13 protein-coding genes are annotated in these 14,857 nt (G+C 66.6%); 9 read left to right on the forward strand and 4 right to left on the reverse strand.

Annotation, left to right across the window (positions count from 1 at the left end; genetic code table 11):
• Positions 1–116: 116 nt before the first annotated feature.
• Both FHY19_RS21560 and FHY19_RS21565 read right to left on the reverse strand, forming a co-directional pair.
• Positions 117–2,621: a prolyl oligopeptidase family serine peptidase gene (locus FHY19_RS21560; protein ID WP_259168506.1), complete on the reverse strand. Its 2,505-nt coding sequence runs from the start codon at positions 2,619–2,621 to the stop codon at positions 117–119.
• A gap of 113 nt (positions 2,622–2,734) precedes the next feature.
• Complete coding sequence (locus FHY19_RS21565) at positions 2,735–3,622, reverse strand: alpha/beta hydrolase (RefSeq protein ID WP_326521166.1); 888 nt, start codon at positions 3,620–3,622, stop codon at positions 2,735–2,737.
• Positions 3,623–3,987: 365 nt separating this feature from the next.
• Between FHY19_RS21565 and FHY19_RS21570 the strand changes: the two genes are divergently transcribed.
• A complete protein-coding gene (locus FHY19_RS21570; protein WP_259168508.1) occupies positions 3,988–4,878 on the forward strand; it encodes a LysR family transcriptional regulator in 891 nt (296 codons plus the stop codon).
• A gap of 74 nt (positions 4,879–4,952) precedes the next feature.
• Complete coding sequence (locus tag FHY19_RS21575) at positions 4,953–5,465, forward strand: nuclear transport factor 2 family protein (RefSeq protein WP_259168509.1); 513 nt, start codon at positions 4,953–4,955, stop codon at positions 5,463–5,465.
• A gap of 150 nt (positions 5,466–5,615) precedes the next feature.
• Here the strand turns inward: FHY19_RS21575 and FHY19_RS21580 are convergent, their stop codons facing one another.
• A complete protein-coding gene (locus FHY19_RS21580) occupies positions 5,616–6,815 on the reverse strand; it encodes an MFS transporter (protein WP_259168510.1) in 1,200 nt (399 codons plus the stop codon).
• 525 nt (positions 6,816–7,340) lie between these two features.
• The gene (locus FHY19_RS21585; RefSeq protein ID WP_259168511.1) at positions 7,341–8,234 is read right to left on the reverse strand and encodes a LysR family transcriptional regulator; all 894 of its coding nucleotides are present in this window, start codon (positions 8,232–8,234) and stop codon (positions 7,341–7,343) included.
• 571 nt (positions 8,235–8,805) lie between these two features.
• Between FHY19_RS21585 and FHY19_RS21590 the strand changes: the two genes are divergently transcribed.
• From FHY19_RS21590 to uraH, 7 genes are read left to right on the forward strand one after another with little or no spacing between them, the layout of a single operon-like run.
• Entirely contained in the window at positions 8,806–10,077 is a 1,272-nt protein-coding gene (locus FHY19_RS21590) for an allantoate amidohydrolase (RefSeq protein ID WP_276580930.1), read from the forward strand.
• Positions 10,067–11,323 carry an alanine--glyoxylate aminotransferase family protein gene (locus tag FHY19_RS21595; protein WP_259168513.1) on the forward strand — a complete coding sequence of 419 codons (1,257 nt, stop codon included), beginning with the start codon at positions 10,067–10,069 and terminating at the stop codon, positions 11,321–11,323. The genes FHY19_RS21590 and FHY19_RS21595 overlap by 11 nt, the downstream gene beginning before the upstream one ends.
• The gene (gene puuE / locus FHY19_RS21600; RefSeq protein WP_259168514.1) at positions 11,320–12,210 is read left to right on the forward strand and encodes an allantoinase PuuE; all 891 of its coding nucleotides are present in this window, start codon (positions 11,320–11,322) and stop codon (positions 12,208–12,210) included. The genes FHY19_RS21595 and puuE overlap by 4 nt, the downstream gene beginning before the upstream one ends.
• A complete protein-coding gene (gene hpxZ, locus FHY19_RS21605) occupies positions 12,207–12,602 on the forward strand; it encodes an oxalurate catabolism protein HpxZ (RefSeq protein ID WP_259168515.1) in 396 nt (131 codons plus the stop codon). The genes puuE and hpxZ overlap by 4 nt, the downstream gene beginning before the upstream one ends.
• Positions 12,599–13,090, forward strand: a complete 492-nt coding sequence (gene uraD, locus FHY19_RS21610; protein WP_259168516.1) for a 2-oxo-4-hydroxy-4-carboxy-5-ureidoimidazoline decarboxylase — start codon at positions 12,599–12,601, stop codon at positions 13,088–13,090. Before hpxZ ends, uraD begins: the two co-directional genes overlap by 4 nt.
• A complete protein-coding gene (hpyO, locus tag FHY19_RS21615) occupies positions 13,087–14,508 on the forward strand; it encodes an FAD-dependent urate hydroxylase HpyO (protein ID WP_259168518.1) in 1,422 nt (473 codons plus the stop codon). Before uraD ends, hpyO begins: the two co-directional genes overlap by 4 nt.
• Positions 14,505–14,837, forward strand: coding sequence for a hydroxyisourate hydrolase (uraH, locus tag FHY19_RS21620; protein WP_259159426.1), 333 nt, complete (start codon positions 14,505–14,507; stop codon positions 14,835–14,837). The genes hpyO and uraH overlap by 4 nt, the downstream gene beginning before the upstream one ends.
• Positions 14,838–14,857 lie beyond the last annotated feature (20 nt).

Genomic DNA, 14,857 nt, shown 5'->3' on the forward strand with positions numbered 1-14,857 from the left:
ACTGACCAAGCGCAGCCGGAGCGTGCTTTACCAGACCGCATCCGCCTGCAAAGAACGCCTCAAGCCCGCACTGCTGCCACGCCAGCTTTGAATAACACGCTGCACTGGCGTGCCACTCACTGCTTTGGCTTGCTGGTGGTGTCGCGCGGCGGGGCGTTTTTCACGTAACGGTCGAACCAGTCCAGCATCTCGGCAACCACATCCTCGGTGGATTCGCGCGCGGTATACCAATGCGGTTCGAACGGCAAAAGTACCAGCCGCGCGGTGCCACCGTTGCCGCGGATCGCCTGGAACAGCCGCGGAGCCTGTGTGGTTTCGGTGCCGGGATTGGCGTCGTCCATGCCGTGCACGATCAGCAACGGCTCGTTGATCTTGTCGGCGTTGAAGAACGCCGAAGCCTGCGCATAGACCTCCGGCGCGGCCCAGAACGAACGGCGCTCGTTCTGGAATCCGAACGGCGTCAGCGTCTTGTTGTAGCTGCCGCTGGTGGCAGCGCCGGCGCGGAACAGGTCGGTCTGTGCGAGCAGGTTGGCCGTCATCAGCGCGCCATGGCTATGCCCGGTGACGCCGATCCGCTGGCGATCGACCACGCCCAATTCCACCGCCTTGTCCACCGCAGCGGTGGCGTCGTCCACCAGTTGCTGCAGGTAGGTGTCGTAAGCGGTCTTCGGGTCGCCGACGATGGGGAAGGCGGCATCGTCGATGATCGCGTAACCGGCCAGCAACAACAGTTGGTAGTAGCTCAGGCGGGTGAAGTCACGCTCGCTGGCGCCACTGACCTGTCCGGCCTTGGAGGGATCGGCATAGTCCAGCGGATAGGCGTACAGGATCGCCGGCACGCGCGTGCCTTCGGTGTAGCCGGGCGGTGTGTACAGGGTGAATGACAGCTCCACCCCGTCCTTGCGCTTGTAGGTCACCAGGCGTTTTTTGATCTGACGCACCAGCGGGGTCGGATCCGGAAAATGGGTCACCGGCGTGGCAGTGGAGGCAAGCACCGCCTCACCCGTCGCCGCTGTCGGCAGCGCTTGGCCCAGCGTGCGCAGATACACATTGGGCGGGTCGGTCAGCGACTGGTGCCAGGTCAGCAGCCGCGCCACGTCGTCGCCGGCAAACCCGAAGAACAGCTCGTCCACGTTGGCATCGCTGCGGAACAGCCGCTGGGTCTTGCCACTGGCCAGCGCATAGCGATCCAGAAACGGCCGGTCGCCCGCCGGGGAGGCGCCCTGCCCGCTCAGGAACACCGCGCCCTGTTCTTCGCGCAACACGGACTGGCCGTTGGCCAGCACACGTAGCTCCGGCACGCCGGGGTCGGCGTACAGGTCGTCGGTGGACAGATCGAACAACACCCGTCCGGCAGCGCCGGGGCGGTCGGCATCCAACAAGCTGGTGCGACGCCAGTGGCGGTTTTCATCGTACTCGTCCAGCAGCGCCTGGCCGCCTGCGGCAAACCACGACAGGCCGGCATAACGCTGCTGCACGCGCGTGAGTTCACGCGGCTTGGCGGTGAACGGTGCCGCCAGCGACATCAACCTGTCGCGCGCGGGCACGCTGGTTTTCCAGTCGCCGCCATCCAGCGCCTCGGCCCACACCAGGGTGGCCGGCTGGTTGGCACGCCAGGAATAGGCACGTGGACCGACAGGCACGCCTTGCACCGGCACCCGGTCGGCAACCGGCAGATCGGCCAGCACGCGCTCGCTGCCGTTGGCCAGATCCAGCACTGCCACATCATGGGCAAACCGCGCATAGGTGGTGACGTAGGAATACGGCTGCTTCAGCCGTTCCACCAGCACATGGCGGCCATCGGGCGCGCCATCCACATTGCTGTACACCGCTGGCGTACCGAGCTTGCGCTGACTGCCGGTGGCCGCATCCACCGCGAGCAGCTGGGAGGTGGCGTAGTAGGTGAACAAGGCCTCGTCTTCAGGGCTGGAGAGCGTGTCGCGCGCCTCGTAGGTGCTGCTTTCGCCCTTGCCCTGAATGGTTTCCTTGACCTCCGGGCCGGGCGGCACTGCGGCCTTGCGTGGCGCCGCGCCCAGGTCTTGCGGCACCGTCTTCAACAGCAGCGTGTCGCTGCCGCCAAGCCACTGGATCTCACCGCCCAGCACCGGGTTGAGTTGCACACCCTCGACCTTGCGCACGTTGCCGGTGGCCACCTCGCCCACCCAGAGCTCGACGCGGTCGGCCGCAGTGTTGTTGAAGGCGAAGCGACGCCCGTCCGGCGACCACACCGGCGATGCCGGACAGGCGCCGGCCGGCAAGCTCACCGCGGTCTGCCTGCCGCTGGCGACATCCACCAGGCTGAAGCCCTGCAGGCAGGAGCGAATGCCGTAGCCATTGGACATGTCGTGGCGGCTATGCGTGCGCGGCTCCACACGCACGCCGGCCAGCTTCAGGTACGGCTCGGCCACGCGTGCGATCGGCGGGTACTGCATGCGCTGTACCAGCAACAGGGTCTTGCCGGTGGGATCCAGCCGCGGCGATGGATTGAGCGGCGCCCGCAATACGCTCAATAGCGGCTCCGGCGGCTGTCGGTAACCCCCATCGGGTGTGCCGGCAAGGACAGCCACAGGCAACAGGCTGGCAAGCATCAGTAGCCCGCTCCATCGGTACGCGCTGAGCATCTTGGCAATCTCTGGGGGAGTGATCGCAGCAAACTAGCACGCGCATGCAGCCTGCACCCGCACGCGGACGCAGCCCCGTCGCCGCGCCCGCAGTCCATGCGCAAACGCACCGGTTACGCCGATGCGGCAAGCGTACGCCGCAGGAAATCCTCGATATGCTGCGCGATCTCAGGCGCATGCGTTTCCAGTGCAAAATGGCCGGCATCCAGCAACTGCACCTCGGCCATCGGCAGGTCCGTGCGATACGCCTGCGCGCCCGCCGGGATGAAGGCCGGATCGTGCCTGCCCCACACCGCCAGCAACGGCGGCTGATGCTTGCGGAAATACGCATGGAATGCCGGATAGGCGGCCACATTGCTGCGGTAGTCCAGGATCAGATCGAGCTGGATGTCTTCGGCACCCGGTCGCGCCATGTATGCGATATCCAGCGTGTAGCCATCGGGCGAGAGCTTGCGCGGATCGGCACCGGTGCCGTATTGCCAGTCGCGGATAGTTTGCGGCGACAGCGAGGCACGGCATGCCTGGCGATTGGCCACCGTCGGCTCGCGCCAATACGTCTGCCACGGGCCCCATTGATCGCTGAAGCCTTCCAGATAGGCATTGCCGTTCTGGCTGATGATGGCACTCACCTTGTGCGGGTTTGCCGCAGCCAGACGAAACCCGACAGGCGCGCCGTAATCGAACAGATACAGCGCGTAGCGACTCAGTCCCAGTGCTTCGGTAAAGCCTTCGATCACCTTGTAGAGCTGTTCGAAGGTGTATGCGAACTGCCCGCGTGGCGGCGCCTTGGTATTGCCGAAGCCTGGCAGGTCCGGCGCAATCAACCGGTAGTGACGTGCCAGCAGCGGCATCAGATCGCGGAACATGTGGCTGGCGCTGGGAAAGCCGTGCAGCAACAGCAGGACAGGCGCATCCGCGCGCCCGGCCTGGCGATAGAACACTTCGACATCGCCAACGCGTTGGGTCTGGTAGCTGATGCCGATGCTCTGGTCATGGGACATGGCGGTTCCTTGGTTGGTCTGCGTGTTGCCGGAGCGTTCGCCTGCACGCACCGCACAGGCGCCCAGCGCGAATGCCGTTCCGATACTGGAGACAAGCATCTGGCGGCGGCCGAATGCAATCGGAAGATCGGCGTTGCGCTGCATGGACGAATCGGAGTGCGTCATGGCAAATCTGGGACCGGAGGGAGTAGCCGACATGCTAGGCATCGTCCGCCAGCAGCAGAACCGCCATGCCCATCAATTGATCGTTGCGGCTGACGCAATGCTGCAGCCTTGCCTGCACCGCGCATCGACGCCCCGCCACGGCGCACTGCTATTCTGTAGCGATCGCCAAGCGTGAGACACCGGTGGATCGCATCCAGGAAATGACGCTGTTTGCAGCACTGGCAGAGCAAGCGAGCTTTGCCGGCGTCGCGCGTCGCCTGGGCATTTCCACCGCCACGGTGACGCGCACCATCGCGCAGCTGGAAAAGCGCCTCGGCGTGCTGCTGGTGGTGCGTACCACCCGCAACATGCGGCTTACCGAGGCCGGCCTCCAGTACGCCATCGACTGCCGACGGCTGCTTGCCGATCTGGAGGATGTCGAGAACACAGCGGCCGGATTGCATGCACTCCCCAGCGGATCGCTGACCGTGACGGCTCCGCAGATGTTCGGCGCGTTGCATGTCATGCCCGTGTTGACGCGCTTTCTCAGTCGCTACCCCTCGGTTACCGCACGCGCCATTCTGGTCGACCGCGTGCTACCGCTGCTGGAGGAGGGCATCGACGTCGCGGTGCGCATCGGCGCACTCCCCGATTCGTCGCTGACCGCGATCCCGGTGGGCAGCGTGCGTCGCATGGTCTGCGCGTCGCCCGGCTATCTGGCAGAACAGGGCATTGCGCAGCATCCGGACGATCTGGTGCAGCACACCACCATCTCCACCGCATCGTCCGAGCGCGCACCCAGGTGGCCGTTTCGCATCGATGGGCGCGAGTCGCTGGTCGAGGTTGGCTCACGCCTCAGCGTGACTTCCTCCGGCGCCGCCATCACCGCCGCAGTGCAGGGCTGGGGACTGACGCAAGTGCCGGCTTACCAGATCCGCCAACACCTGCGTAGCGGCACACTGGCCTGCATCCTCGAGGCCTTCGAGATCGCACCGGAACCGGTGCATGTGGTCTACGCGGAAGGCCGTCGCGGCTCATCCAAGGTACGCACGTTTGTCGACGACTGCGTGGATGCCCTGCGGAAGGACCTGGGTTTTGACGTTGGCGTCTGAGCTTACGCTGTGATCGAGCAGCTGCACCATCGAGAGCTGGGCGCCGGGTTGATGGTGCGTTCTCATGACTTTCGATGCATGCGCATATCCTGCCCCGTGTGGGATGCTCGGCATCCTCGATACGCGAAAGGATGCACATGATCACCTCTCGCTGGCTAAGCGCGACTGGCCTGATGTTTCTGCTGGGTGCCGGCATCGGCAATGGCACAGCGGCGACACCATCCACCGCGCAGGAGGCCCTGCGCCAGTACGTGAATGCTGAAAACACGTTCGACCTGAAACGCCTGGATGCAGTACTGGGCCCGCAGTTCGTGGAGATCAGTCCGCTGGGCCAGGTGGACACGCGCGCAGCTGTGCTGTCGTTCTATGCACCGGACAAGAAGGTTGCGGCACCGCCAGTGACGCTGGGCGAGATCGCGCTGCACACACAGGCAGACGTGGCCGTCATGACGACCCAGATCAGCTACCGCATGGGCGAGCGCAGCATGACGCTCGTCCTTGGGGCAGTTGCCCGGCATGCGCCATCGGGCTGGACGCTGCTTTCGGTGCAGTACACGCCGATCAGGCCGAGTCGGAACACGCCTTGATGCTGTTGTTGCCGGCTTGCATTGCTACGTGAGATGTCGGGCTCTGCCAGCCGGCAAGCCAATATGAAAGAGCCGGCGCCGACTCCGGCATCGTCGCGTGGTACGCGCTGACGCGGTGCGATGCGCGCGGCATCGTACAATCGCCATCACTCACGGCTGCAAGTGATCGCCCCGCCCTGCAACCAACGACGATGCCAGCAGCAATATGCTTGCGCCGACGAATGTGGCGCCGATCGACAGGTGATCCAACAGCGCGCCGCCCAGCGCGCCACCGAGCATGATGGACAACTGGATCGCGGCCACCATCAGGCCGCCGCCGCTGTCGGGCGCATCCTTGATGCAGCGGCTCAGCCAGGTGGACCACGCCACCGGAATGGCGGCGTTGAGCGCGCCCCAGGCGATCATGGCCATCGCAACGGCCCACAGCAGATGGCCGCCCAGCAGCATGCCAAGCGTGACGATGCCCAGTGCGGCCGGCAACACCGTGAGCAGCTTGAACAGACGCTTCGCGACCAGCACGGTTGCCGCGTAGGTGCCAGCGAAACCGGCAAGGCCCAGACCAAGCAACAGCAATGACAACTGCGACACATCGACCTGCGCAACGGTTTCCAGGAACGGGCGGAAGTAGGTGAACGCGGAGAATGCGCCAGCAAAGCCGAGCATCACCGCGAGCATTGCGCGAGCAACGTAACGACGCTTCAACAAGCCGGCGATGTCGCCCAGCGAGCTGGCGCCTTGCGCCGGCATCGACGGCAGGCTGCGCCATTGCCACGCGATGGCCAGCACCACCAACGGCGCCATTCCCCAGAACACACCACGCCACCCGATCACCGCACCGAGATAACTGCCCAACGGTGCAGCGAAGGCGGTTGCCACGGCATTGCCGATATACACGATGCCCAATGCCTTGGGCACCGCATGCTCGGGCATGATGCGCATCACTGTGGCGGTGGATAGCGCCCAGAAGCCACCGATGGTGATGCCGAGCAGGGCACGCGCGGCCATCAACAGGCCAAAGCTGTGCGCGCTGGCAATCAGCAACAACGACAGCAACATCACCGCGCTCAGGCCCAGCAAGACATGTCGGCGGTTCAATCGCGACGACAGCGGCGCGATCAGCAGGCTGGCAATGACCGCAAACAGACCGGAGATGGAGATCGCCTGCCCGGCCATGCCGGCGCTTGCGTGAAGGTCCGCTGCGATCGGCGTGAGCAGGCTCACCGGCATGAATTCCGATGCGATCAGCAACGCAACGCATAACGACATCGAGCCAACCGCACTCCAGGTCTGGCGCGTGGCGACAACGGTGTCGGGCTGGGCTGTGTCGGCAATCAAGGTATTGGCTGGCATGGATGAAGCCTTACGTGGGAGGCAGCACGCACGGCGCATCGCGAGGGCGCGCAGAGACGAGTGCTGTTCGGGACGGGAGCGCCATGGGAGGCGACGGACTGCAGCGGCCCGCGCTTGCTTCGGCCGCATGAGCAACGCGACACAGCGCGCGATCGCGGCACGCAAGGGCGCGTCTGTGCAGGTAGCGCAGGTTACGTGGTCCGCATGCAGCGAGTAAGACGCCTGCGCCGCACGGGTTTATGAAACGCACTCATGAGCGTGGCAGGAGGCTGATCGTGACCGGACGCGCGGGGCGCTGCAGTTCGATGGTGCCTCCATCCGAGTACGGATCGGAAGACCGAATGCATGTAGTCGTGCAGCATGCGGGCAGACATGCCCTTGTGGAAGCTATTGGCCCGCGCCCTCCATCCTGGGCGCGACGCTCTGGCCCGCAACACCATCATTGGACGCACGCCGGCGACGCCGTGCTGATCCATGCAACGCTTCGCACAACTGCCGCGCATGCCCAGCCACCACGCTCGCGCATCAGGCCTTGTAGCGCAATGCATCCAGCACCAGGTTGAAGGCTGGCGATGAATGCCGGCGGCTGGGATAGAAGGCATGCAGGCCCGGCCAGGTCGGCGACCAGTCCTTCATGATCCAGCGCAGACGCCCGGCCTTGAGATGCGGGCGTACAAGATCCTCCTGCACGAAGGCGATACCGAAACCGTCCACAGCCGCATCCACCGCTTCATAGACACCGTTGAAGGTCAGCTGGCCCTGCACGCGCACGATGACTTCGCGGCCGTCCTTCTCCAGTTCCCAGGCGTACAACCCACCGGCCGTTTTCATGCGCAGGTTGATGCAGCGATGCGCGGTGAGATCCTGCGGCGTTTTCGGCAAAGGCCGGCGTGCCAGATACGACGGCGCTGCGACGATGGCCATGCGCATGTCCGGCGCGATGCGCGCGGCGATCATGTCCTTTTCGACCTGATCGCCCAGACGCACGCCCAGGTCGTAGCGGTCGGCGACGATGTCGGTCAGCCCGTTGTCGACGACCATTTCGACGTGGATGTCCGGGTACTGCTGCAACAGGTTGGATAGCTTGGGCCACAGGATCTCGCGCGCGGCATAGTCGGTGGCGGTGATGCGCACCGTGCCTGCCGGGGTATCGCGCATTTCGCTCAGCGCAGACAACGCCTCTTCGATTTCCGTAAAACGCGGCGCCACGGTCTGGATCAGTCGCTCGCCCGCTTCGGTCGGTGCCACGCTACGGGTGGTACGCGTCAGCAGGCGCAAGCCGAGGGTGGCTTCCAGCCCGCGGATGGTATGGCTCAGCGCCGATTGCGAAACACCCAGCTTGGCCGCTGCCCGGGTAAAGCTGCCTTCGCGAACGATGGCGATCAGCGCCAGCAGGTCCTTGAAATTGTCGCGGGCCATTGGTGAATCTCTTTCATGGAATGCGCCGACTGTAGCAGGCGCTTGTAGTCGGGGAGCGCGGTGATTGCCCCTCCCCGGCGGGGCGCCAAGCTGTGGCCTGCGCGCCGCTGGCGCGCGTGCAGTGGTGCGCCCTCGCCGCCTGTACGGGCGGGCTGGGCCGCAGCGGTGGTCGGGTGAGGGGCTCGGCGAACCAGGCGGTGCGTCACTTCCGAAGGCGTGTTGCCACGCGTTTGTCATTGCACGCACTGACATTTCTCTGCGACACATCCGCGTCTGCCTCGCAGGCACCTGCTCCCGGCGTGAGGAAGGACACCGTGCAGTACACGCTGCCTGTCGCGTTTTTTGCAACGCGCGACCCTAAAAAAACCGCTTTGGGGTGACGGGGGCGGTTCGTATAGTCGATTGAAGGCCTCGCCCGCTCGCCGCGCCTGACCCACGACCTCGTTCGGGCGCTCCATCGCCCGGCGATGCCTCGCCCTTTTTCCACCGCCTGCGGAGGCTCCATGCATCAGTCGCTATCGCATCGCGGTCCGTACAGTGCCGATGGATCGGCGCACCCGCTTGGCGCCCTATGCTGAGCATGCAACGCAGCGCCTCGTCCGACGGTGCCGGCGCACGCGCGGTGGCGCGCTGCGATGCATTGGGCGTGGCGCCCTATAGCGACACCCCGGGCGGACTGTTCCGCGCCTGGCTCAGCCCGGCGCACCGCGCCGCCATCGCGCAGGTCAGCGAGTGGATGCGCCAGGCCGGCATGCAGGTGCGTCTGGACGCGGCGGCAAACCTGATCGGCCGCTACGACGGCACCCATGCCGACGCACCGGCGCTGCTGATCGGCAGCCATCTGGACAGCGTGCGCGATGCCGGCCGCTACGACGGCCCGCTCGGCATCCTGCTCGGTATCGAATGCGTGGCCGCACTGCAGGCGCAAGCGCGGCGCTTGCCATTCGCCATCGAAGTCATCGCCTTCGGCGACGAAGAAGGGTCGCGCTTTCCCGCCTCCATGTTCTGCAGCCGCGCGGTGGCCGGCACGCTCGACCCGACCACGTTGGCGGTGAGCGACGCCGCCGGCATCGACGTCGCCAGCGCGCTGGCAGACTGGGATCTGGACATCGCGCAGATCCAGCGCGCCGCGCGCGCCCCGGGCAGCGTGCTGGCGTATCTGGAGACCCATATCGAACAAGGCCCGGTGCTTGAGGCAGCAGGCCTGCCGGTGGGCATCGTCACCGCGATCGCCGCGCAACGCCGGTTTGCGCTGCGCTTCGACGGCCGCGCCGGACATGCCGGCACCACCACGATGGCGCTGCGTCGCGATGCCCTGAGTGCAGCGGCCGAAGCGTTGCTGGCGATCGAGCGCATCGCACGCGACGGCAGCGACGATCTGGTCGCCACCGTCGGCAAGCTGCAGCTCGCACCCGGCGCCGTCAACGTGGTGCCCGGCCGCGTGGACTGCACGCTGGATGTGCGTGCCGGCGATGACGCCACCCGCGACGCCGCCGTGCGTGCCATCGAACACGCACTGGCGCGCATCGGTGCGGCACGTGGCATCGCCATCGCCATCGACCCGCTGCAGGCCCTCGCCGCCAGCCCGTGCGCGGCGGCGCTGATGACCCGGCTCGAACACGCTGTCGCTGCGCAGGGCATCGCGCCCCGGCGGCTGGTCTCCGGCGCCGGTCACGATGCGATGACCATGGCCGCGCTCTGCCCGACCGCGATGCTGTTCGTGCGCTGCGCCGGCGGCATCAGCCATCATCCGGACGAACACGTCGACCCGGGCGATGCCGAGGTCGCCCTGGCAGTCATGCGCCACTTCATCGAACACCTGGGAGACCCCCTTGTCACCTGATCTGCGTCACCTGCACACCTTCGCCGAACTCGATCCTCCACAGCGCCTGTTGATGGGGCCTGGCCCGGTCAATGCGCATCCGCGCGTGCTGCGCGCGATGGCGGCCGATCTGCTGGGACAGTTCGACCCGGAAATGACCACCTACATGAACGAGGTGATGGCGCTCTACCGGCCCTTGTTCGGCACCGAGAATCGCTGGACGTTTCTGGTCGACGGCACTGCGCGTGCCGGCATCGAAGCGGCGCTGGTGTCGCTGGTGCAACCGGGCGACCGCGTGCTGGTGATCAACTTCGGCCGCTTCGGCCTGTTGCTCACCGAAATCCTGCAGCGCCTCGGCGCCGACGTGCACAGCGTGGATGCGCCATGGGGGCAGGTGGTACCGCTGGCAGCCATTGCCGAGGCGATCGAACGGGTGGCGCCCAAGCTGGTGGCCACCGTGCACGGCGACACCTCCACCACCATGGCGCAGCCGCTCGACGGCCTGGGCGCGCTGTGCCGCAGGGCAGGCGCGCTGAGTTACGTGGATGCCACCGCCACCATCGGCGGCATGGAGATCGCCAGCGATCGCTGGGACGTGGACGTGGTGACCGGCGGCCTGCAGAAATGCCTGGGCGGGCCGTCCGGCTCTGCACCGATCACCGTCTCCAACGCGGCAGCCGAGGCGATCTTCGCGCGCCGCCATGTCGAACGCGGCATCGTGCGCGATGACATCGTCAATGGCCGCGGGCCGCGCATCGCCTCGAATTATTTCGACCTGGCGATGATCATGGATTACTGGTCGGACAAGCGCCTCAACCACCACACCGAGGCCACCACCATGCTATACGGCGCCCGCGAATGCGCACGCGTGGCGCTGCAGGAAGGCCTGCACGCACGCTTCGCGCGCCACGCCGCCGCCGGCCGTGCGGTGAGCGCCGGCGTCACCGCGATGGGCCTGGAGGTGTTTGGCGACGCAGCGCATCGCATGACCAATGTCACCGGCGTGGTGATCCCGGCAGGAATCGACAACGACGCCGTGCGTCGGCGCATGCGCGAGGATTTCGAGATCGAGATCGGCACCGCTTTCGGCCCGCTGCAAGGCAGGATCTGGCGTATCGGCGCGATGGGCTACAACGCGATGAAGCACAAGGTACTGATCACCCTGGCCGCGCTGGAAGCGGTGCTGCGCGCCGAGGGCTACACCTGCACACCAGGCCTGGCGGTGGAAGCCGCCCTGGCCACCTGGCATGCGGAGCCGGCTGCATGAGCGCGATGCGCGATCTGGTCGGCTACGGCGCCACACCGCCGCCTGCGCAGTGGCCCGGTGGTGCGCGCATCGCGGTGCAGTTCGTCATCAATTACGAAGAAGGCGCGGAAAACTGCGTACTCAACGGCGATGCCGGCTCGGAGGCGTTTCTGTCGGAAATGGTCGGCGCGCAAGCGCAGCCCGGCGCACGCGCCATCGCCATGGAAAGCCTGTACGAGTACGGCAGCCGCGCCGGGTTCTGGCGGCTGCATCGGCTGTTCGCCGCACGCGCGGTGCCGGTGACCGTGTTCGGCGTTGCGAACGCGCTTGCCGCCAATCCAGAAGCAGTGGCCGCGATGCAGGCCGCCGACTGGGAAATCGCCAGCCACGGGCTGCGCTGGATCGACTATCAACACATCGACGAGGCCACCGAGCGCGCGCATATCGCGCAGGCCATCGCCTTGCACACACGCGTTACCGGCAGCCGCCCACTGGGCTGGTACCAGGGCCGCACCAGCCCCAACACCGCACGGCTGATCGCCGAAGAAGGCGGCTTTGTCTACGACGCCGACAGCTATGCCGACGATGTGCCGTATTACGACGCCCGCCACGGCCGCACGCAGTTGATCGTGCCTTACACGCTGGATGCCAACGACATGAAATTCGTCGCCTATAACGGCTTTGCCGATGGCGAGCCGTTCTTTCGCTATCTGCGCGACAGCTTCGAGCAGCTGCGCAGCGAAGGTGGGCGCATGCTGTCGATCGGCCTGCACGGGCGCATCGTCGGCAAGCCGGCGCGCGCCGCAGCCCTGGCGCGTTTTGTCGATCACGTGCTGGCCAGCGGCGATGCCTGGATTGCGCGCCGTATCGACATTGCGCGGCATTGGCTGCAGGTGCATCCGGCATGAGCATCGACACCGCCGACATCGACCTGCCCGAGGTGATCGCGCAAGTGACCGCCGCCTTCCATGCCTACGAACAGGCCCTGATGGACGACGACATCGCCGCGATGGATGCGCTGTTCCACCCCGCACCCAGCACGGTGCGCTACGGCGTGGGCGAGGTGCTGTACGGCATCGATGCGATCCGCGCGTTTCGCATCGGCCGCGGCGGCTCGCCACAGCGCCAGCTCGCACATGTGGAAGTGCATGGCTTCGGCCACGACTTCGCCACCACGCACGCAGAATTCGTTCGCGACGGCAGCAGCGCGCGCGGCCGCCAGAGCCAGAGCTGGGTGCGTTTTGCCGACGGCTGGAAAGTGGTGGCCGCGCATGTCTCGCTGCAAGGGACGCATGCATGAGAGTGATCGACGACAGCGTGCTGGACGATGCTGCCTTCATGGCGCGCTACCGCGAGCTGTTCGAGCATTCGCCGTGGGTGGTCGAACGCGCTGCGAGGCGGCGCCCGTTCGCCGATGTGTACCGCGGGCTGATGCAGGTGGTGTTCGACGCATCGCAGGAAGACCAGCTTGCGTTGATCCGCGCACATCCGGAGCTGGCCGGCAAGGCGGCGATCGACCGCACGCTCACCGCCGCATCGGCAGCCGAGCAGGCATCGGCAGGTCTGGACCGGTTGAGCGAGGACGAATTCAAGCGTTTCCATGCGCTCAACCGGGACTATCGCCAGCGCTTCGGTTTTCCGTTCGTGATCTGCGTACGGCTGCACGACAAGGCCGGCATCCTGGCCGCGCTGGAGCGCCGCCTGGATGCCGCGCGCGATGCCGAGATCGCCACCGCTCTCGCCGAGATCGGCAAGATCGTCCACCTGCGCCTGGAGGCACTGCCATGAGCCTGGCCCAACTCGAACGCGAGCTCGCCCGCGACCTGCAGCATCTGGCCCATGGCGGCGAGGCCTGGGTGCAACCGCGCGTGCATCCGGCAGGGCACGTGTACGACGTGGTGATCGTCGGCGCCGGCCAGAGCGGCCTGGGCGCGGCATTCGCGCTGCAACGCGAGCGCGTGCACAACGTCCTGGTCATCGACGAAAACCCCGCCGGGCAGGAAGGCCCGTGGGTGACGTACGCACGCATGCAGACGCTGCGCACGCCCAAGCAGATCACCTCGATCGACCTGGGCGTGCCCTCGCTGACCTTCCGCGCCTGGTGGGAGGCGCAACACGGCAGCGCCGCCTGGGATGCGCTGGACAAGATTCCGCGCGGCAGCTGGATGGACTATCTGCGCTGGTACCGCGCGGCGCTGCGGCTGCCGGTACGCAACGCCACGCAACTGGCGCGCGTCGAACCCGACATCGCGCCCGGCATCCACCGTTTGCATCTGACGATGGGCGCGCCGCTGCTGACGCGCAAGCTGATCCTGGCCACCGGCATCCAGGGCGGTGGCCAGTGGGTGGTGCCGGAGTGGATCGGCCGTGCCCTGCCCACCCACCGCTACGCACACACCTCCAGCCACATCGACTTTGCCGCATTGGCCGGCAAGCGTGTGGGCATCCTGGGCGGCGGCGCTTCAGCGTTCGACAACGCCTGTTTCGCGCTGGACCAAGGTGTCGCCAGTGCCGAGGTGTTCGTGCGTCGCAGCGAGTTGCCGCGTATCAACCCGTTCCGCCACATGGAGCAGGCCGGCATCATTCCGCGGTTCCTGACCCTGCCCGATGCAGACAAGTACCGGATGATGGCCAGCTTCTTCGCACACAACCAACCGCCCACCAACGACACCTTCCAGCGCGCCTGCGCCCATGCCGGCTTTGCGCTGCATCTGGGCGCGCCGTGGCTGGAGGTGGCCGAGCGCGATGGCGCGGTGGTGGTACGCACCCCGCACGGCGAACACCGCTTCGATTTCCTTGCCATCGCCACCGGCCTGGTCACCGACCCGCAGCTGCGCCCGGAACTGGCCGCACTGTCCGGGCGCATCGCCTGCTGGGCCGACCGCTACCAGCCACCACCGGGACAGGCCAATGCGGTGCTGGATGCGCATCCCTACCTGGGGCCGGGCTTCGAGCTGCTGCCGCGCACGCCCGACGACGCCGCACTGCTGCACGGCGTGTTCGCCTTCAACTATTCCGCGTTGATCAACCACGGCCCCTCGGCGGCGGCGCTGTCCGGGCTCAAGGTGGCGTTGCCACGGCTGGCGCGCGCGGTAGCGGACCAACTGTTTCTGGACGACCGCCAGGCCATCGTCGATAGCTATCTGGCCTACGACCAACCCGAATTCGTTGGCCAGTGGCCGCAACCGACCCTGGCGGTGGCATGAGCACGCTGTCCACCCACGTGCTGGACACCGCGCTGGGCCGCCCGGCGGGCGGCGTGCCGCTGCGCCTGTTCGCCGGCGACACGCTACGCCTGGAAGCGGTCACCAACCACGACGGGCGCTGCCCGGCGCTGGCGGCCCTGGTCCTGTCGCCGGGCCGCTACCGGCTGGAATTCGATGTCGCCGGCTACTGGCGCGCCATCGGTACCGCGCTGGCCGACCCGCCGTTCCTGGAACAGGTACCCATCGCCTTCGGCATCGCCGACGACGGCCACTACCACGTGCCGCTGCTGCTCTCGCCCTATGGGTATTCCACCTACCGCGGCAGCTGAGCCCAGGCATGCCGGGGCCA

The sequence above is a fragment of the Xanthomonas sp. 4461 genome, assembly GCF_024806475.1.
GTDB classification, from domain to species: domain Bacteria; phylum Pseudomonadota; class Gammaproteobacteria; order Xanthomonadales; family Xanthomonadaceae; genus Xanthomonas; species Xanthomonas arboricola_F.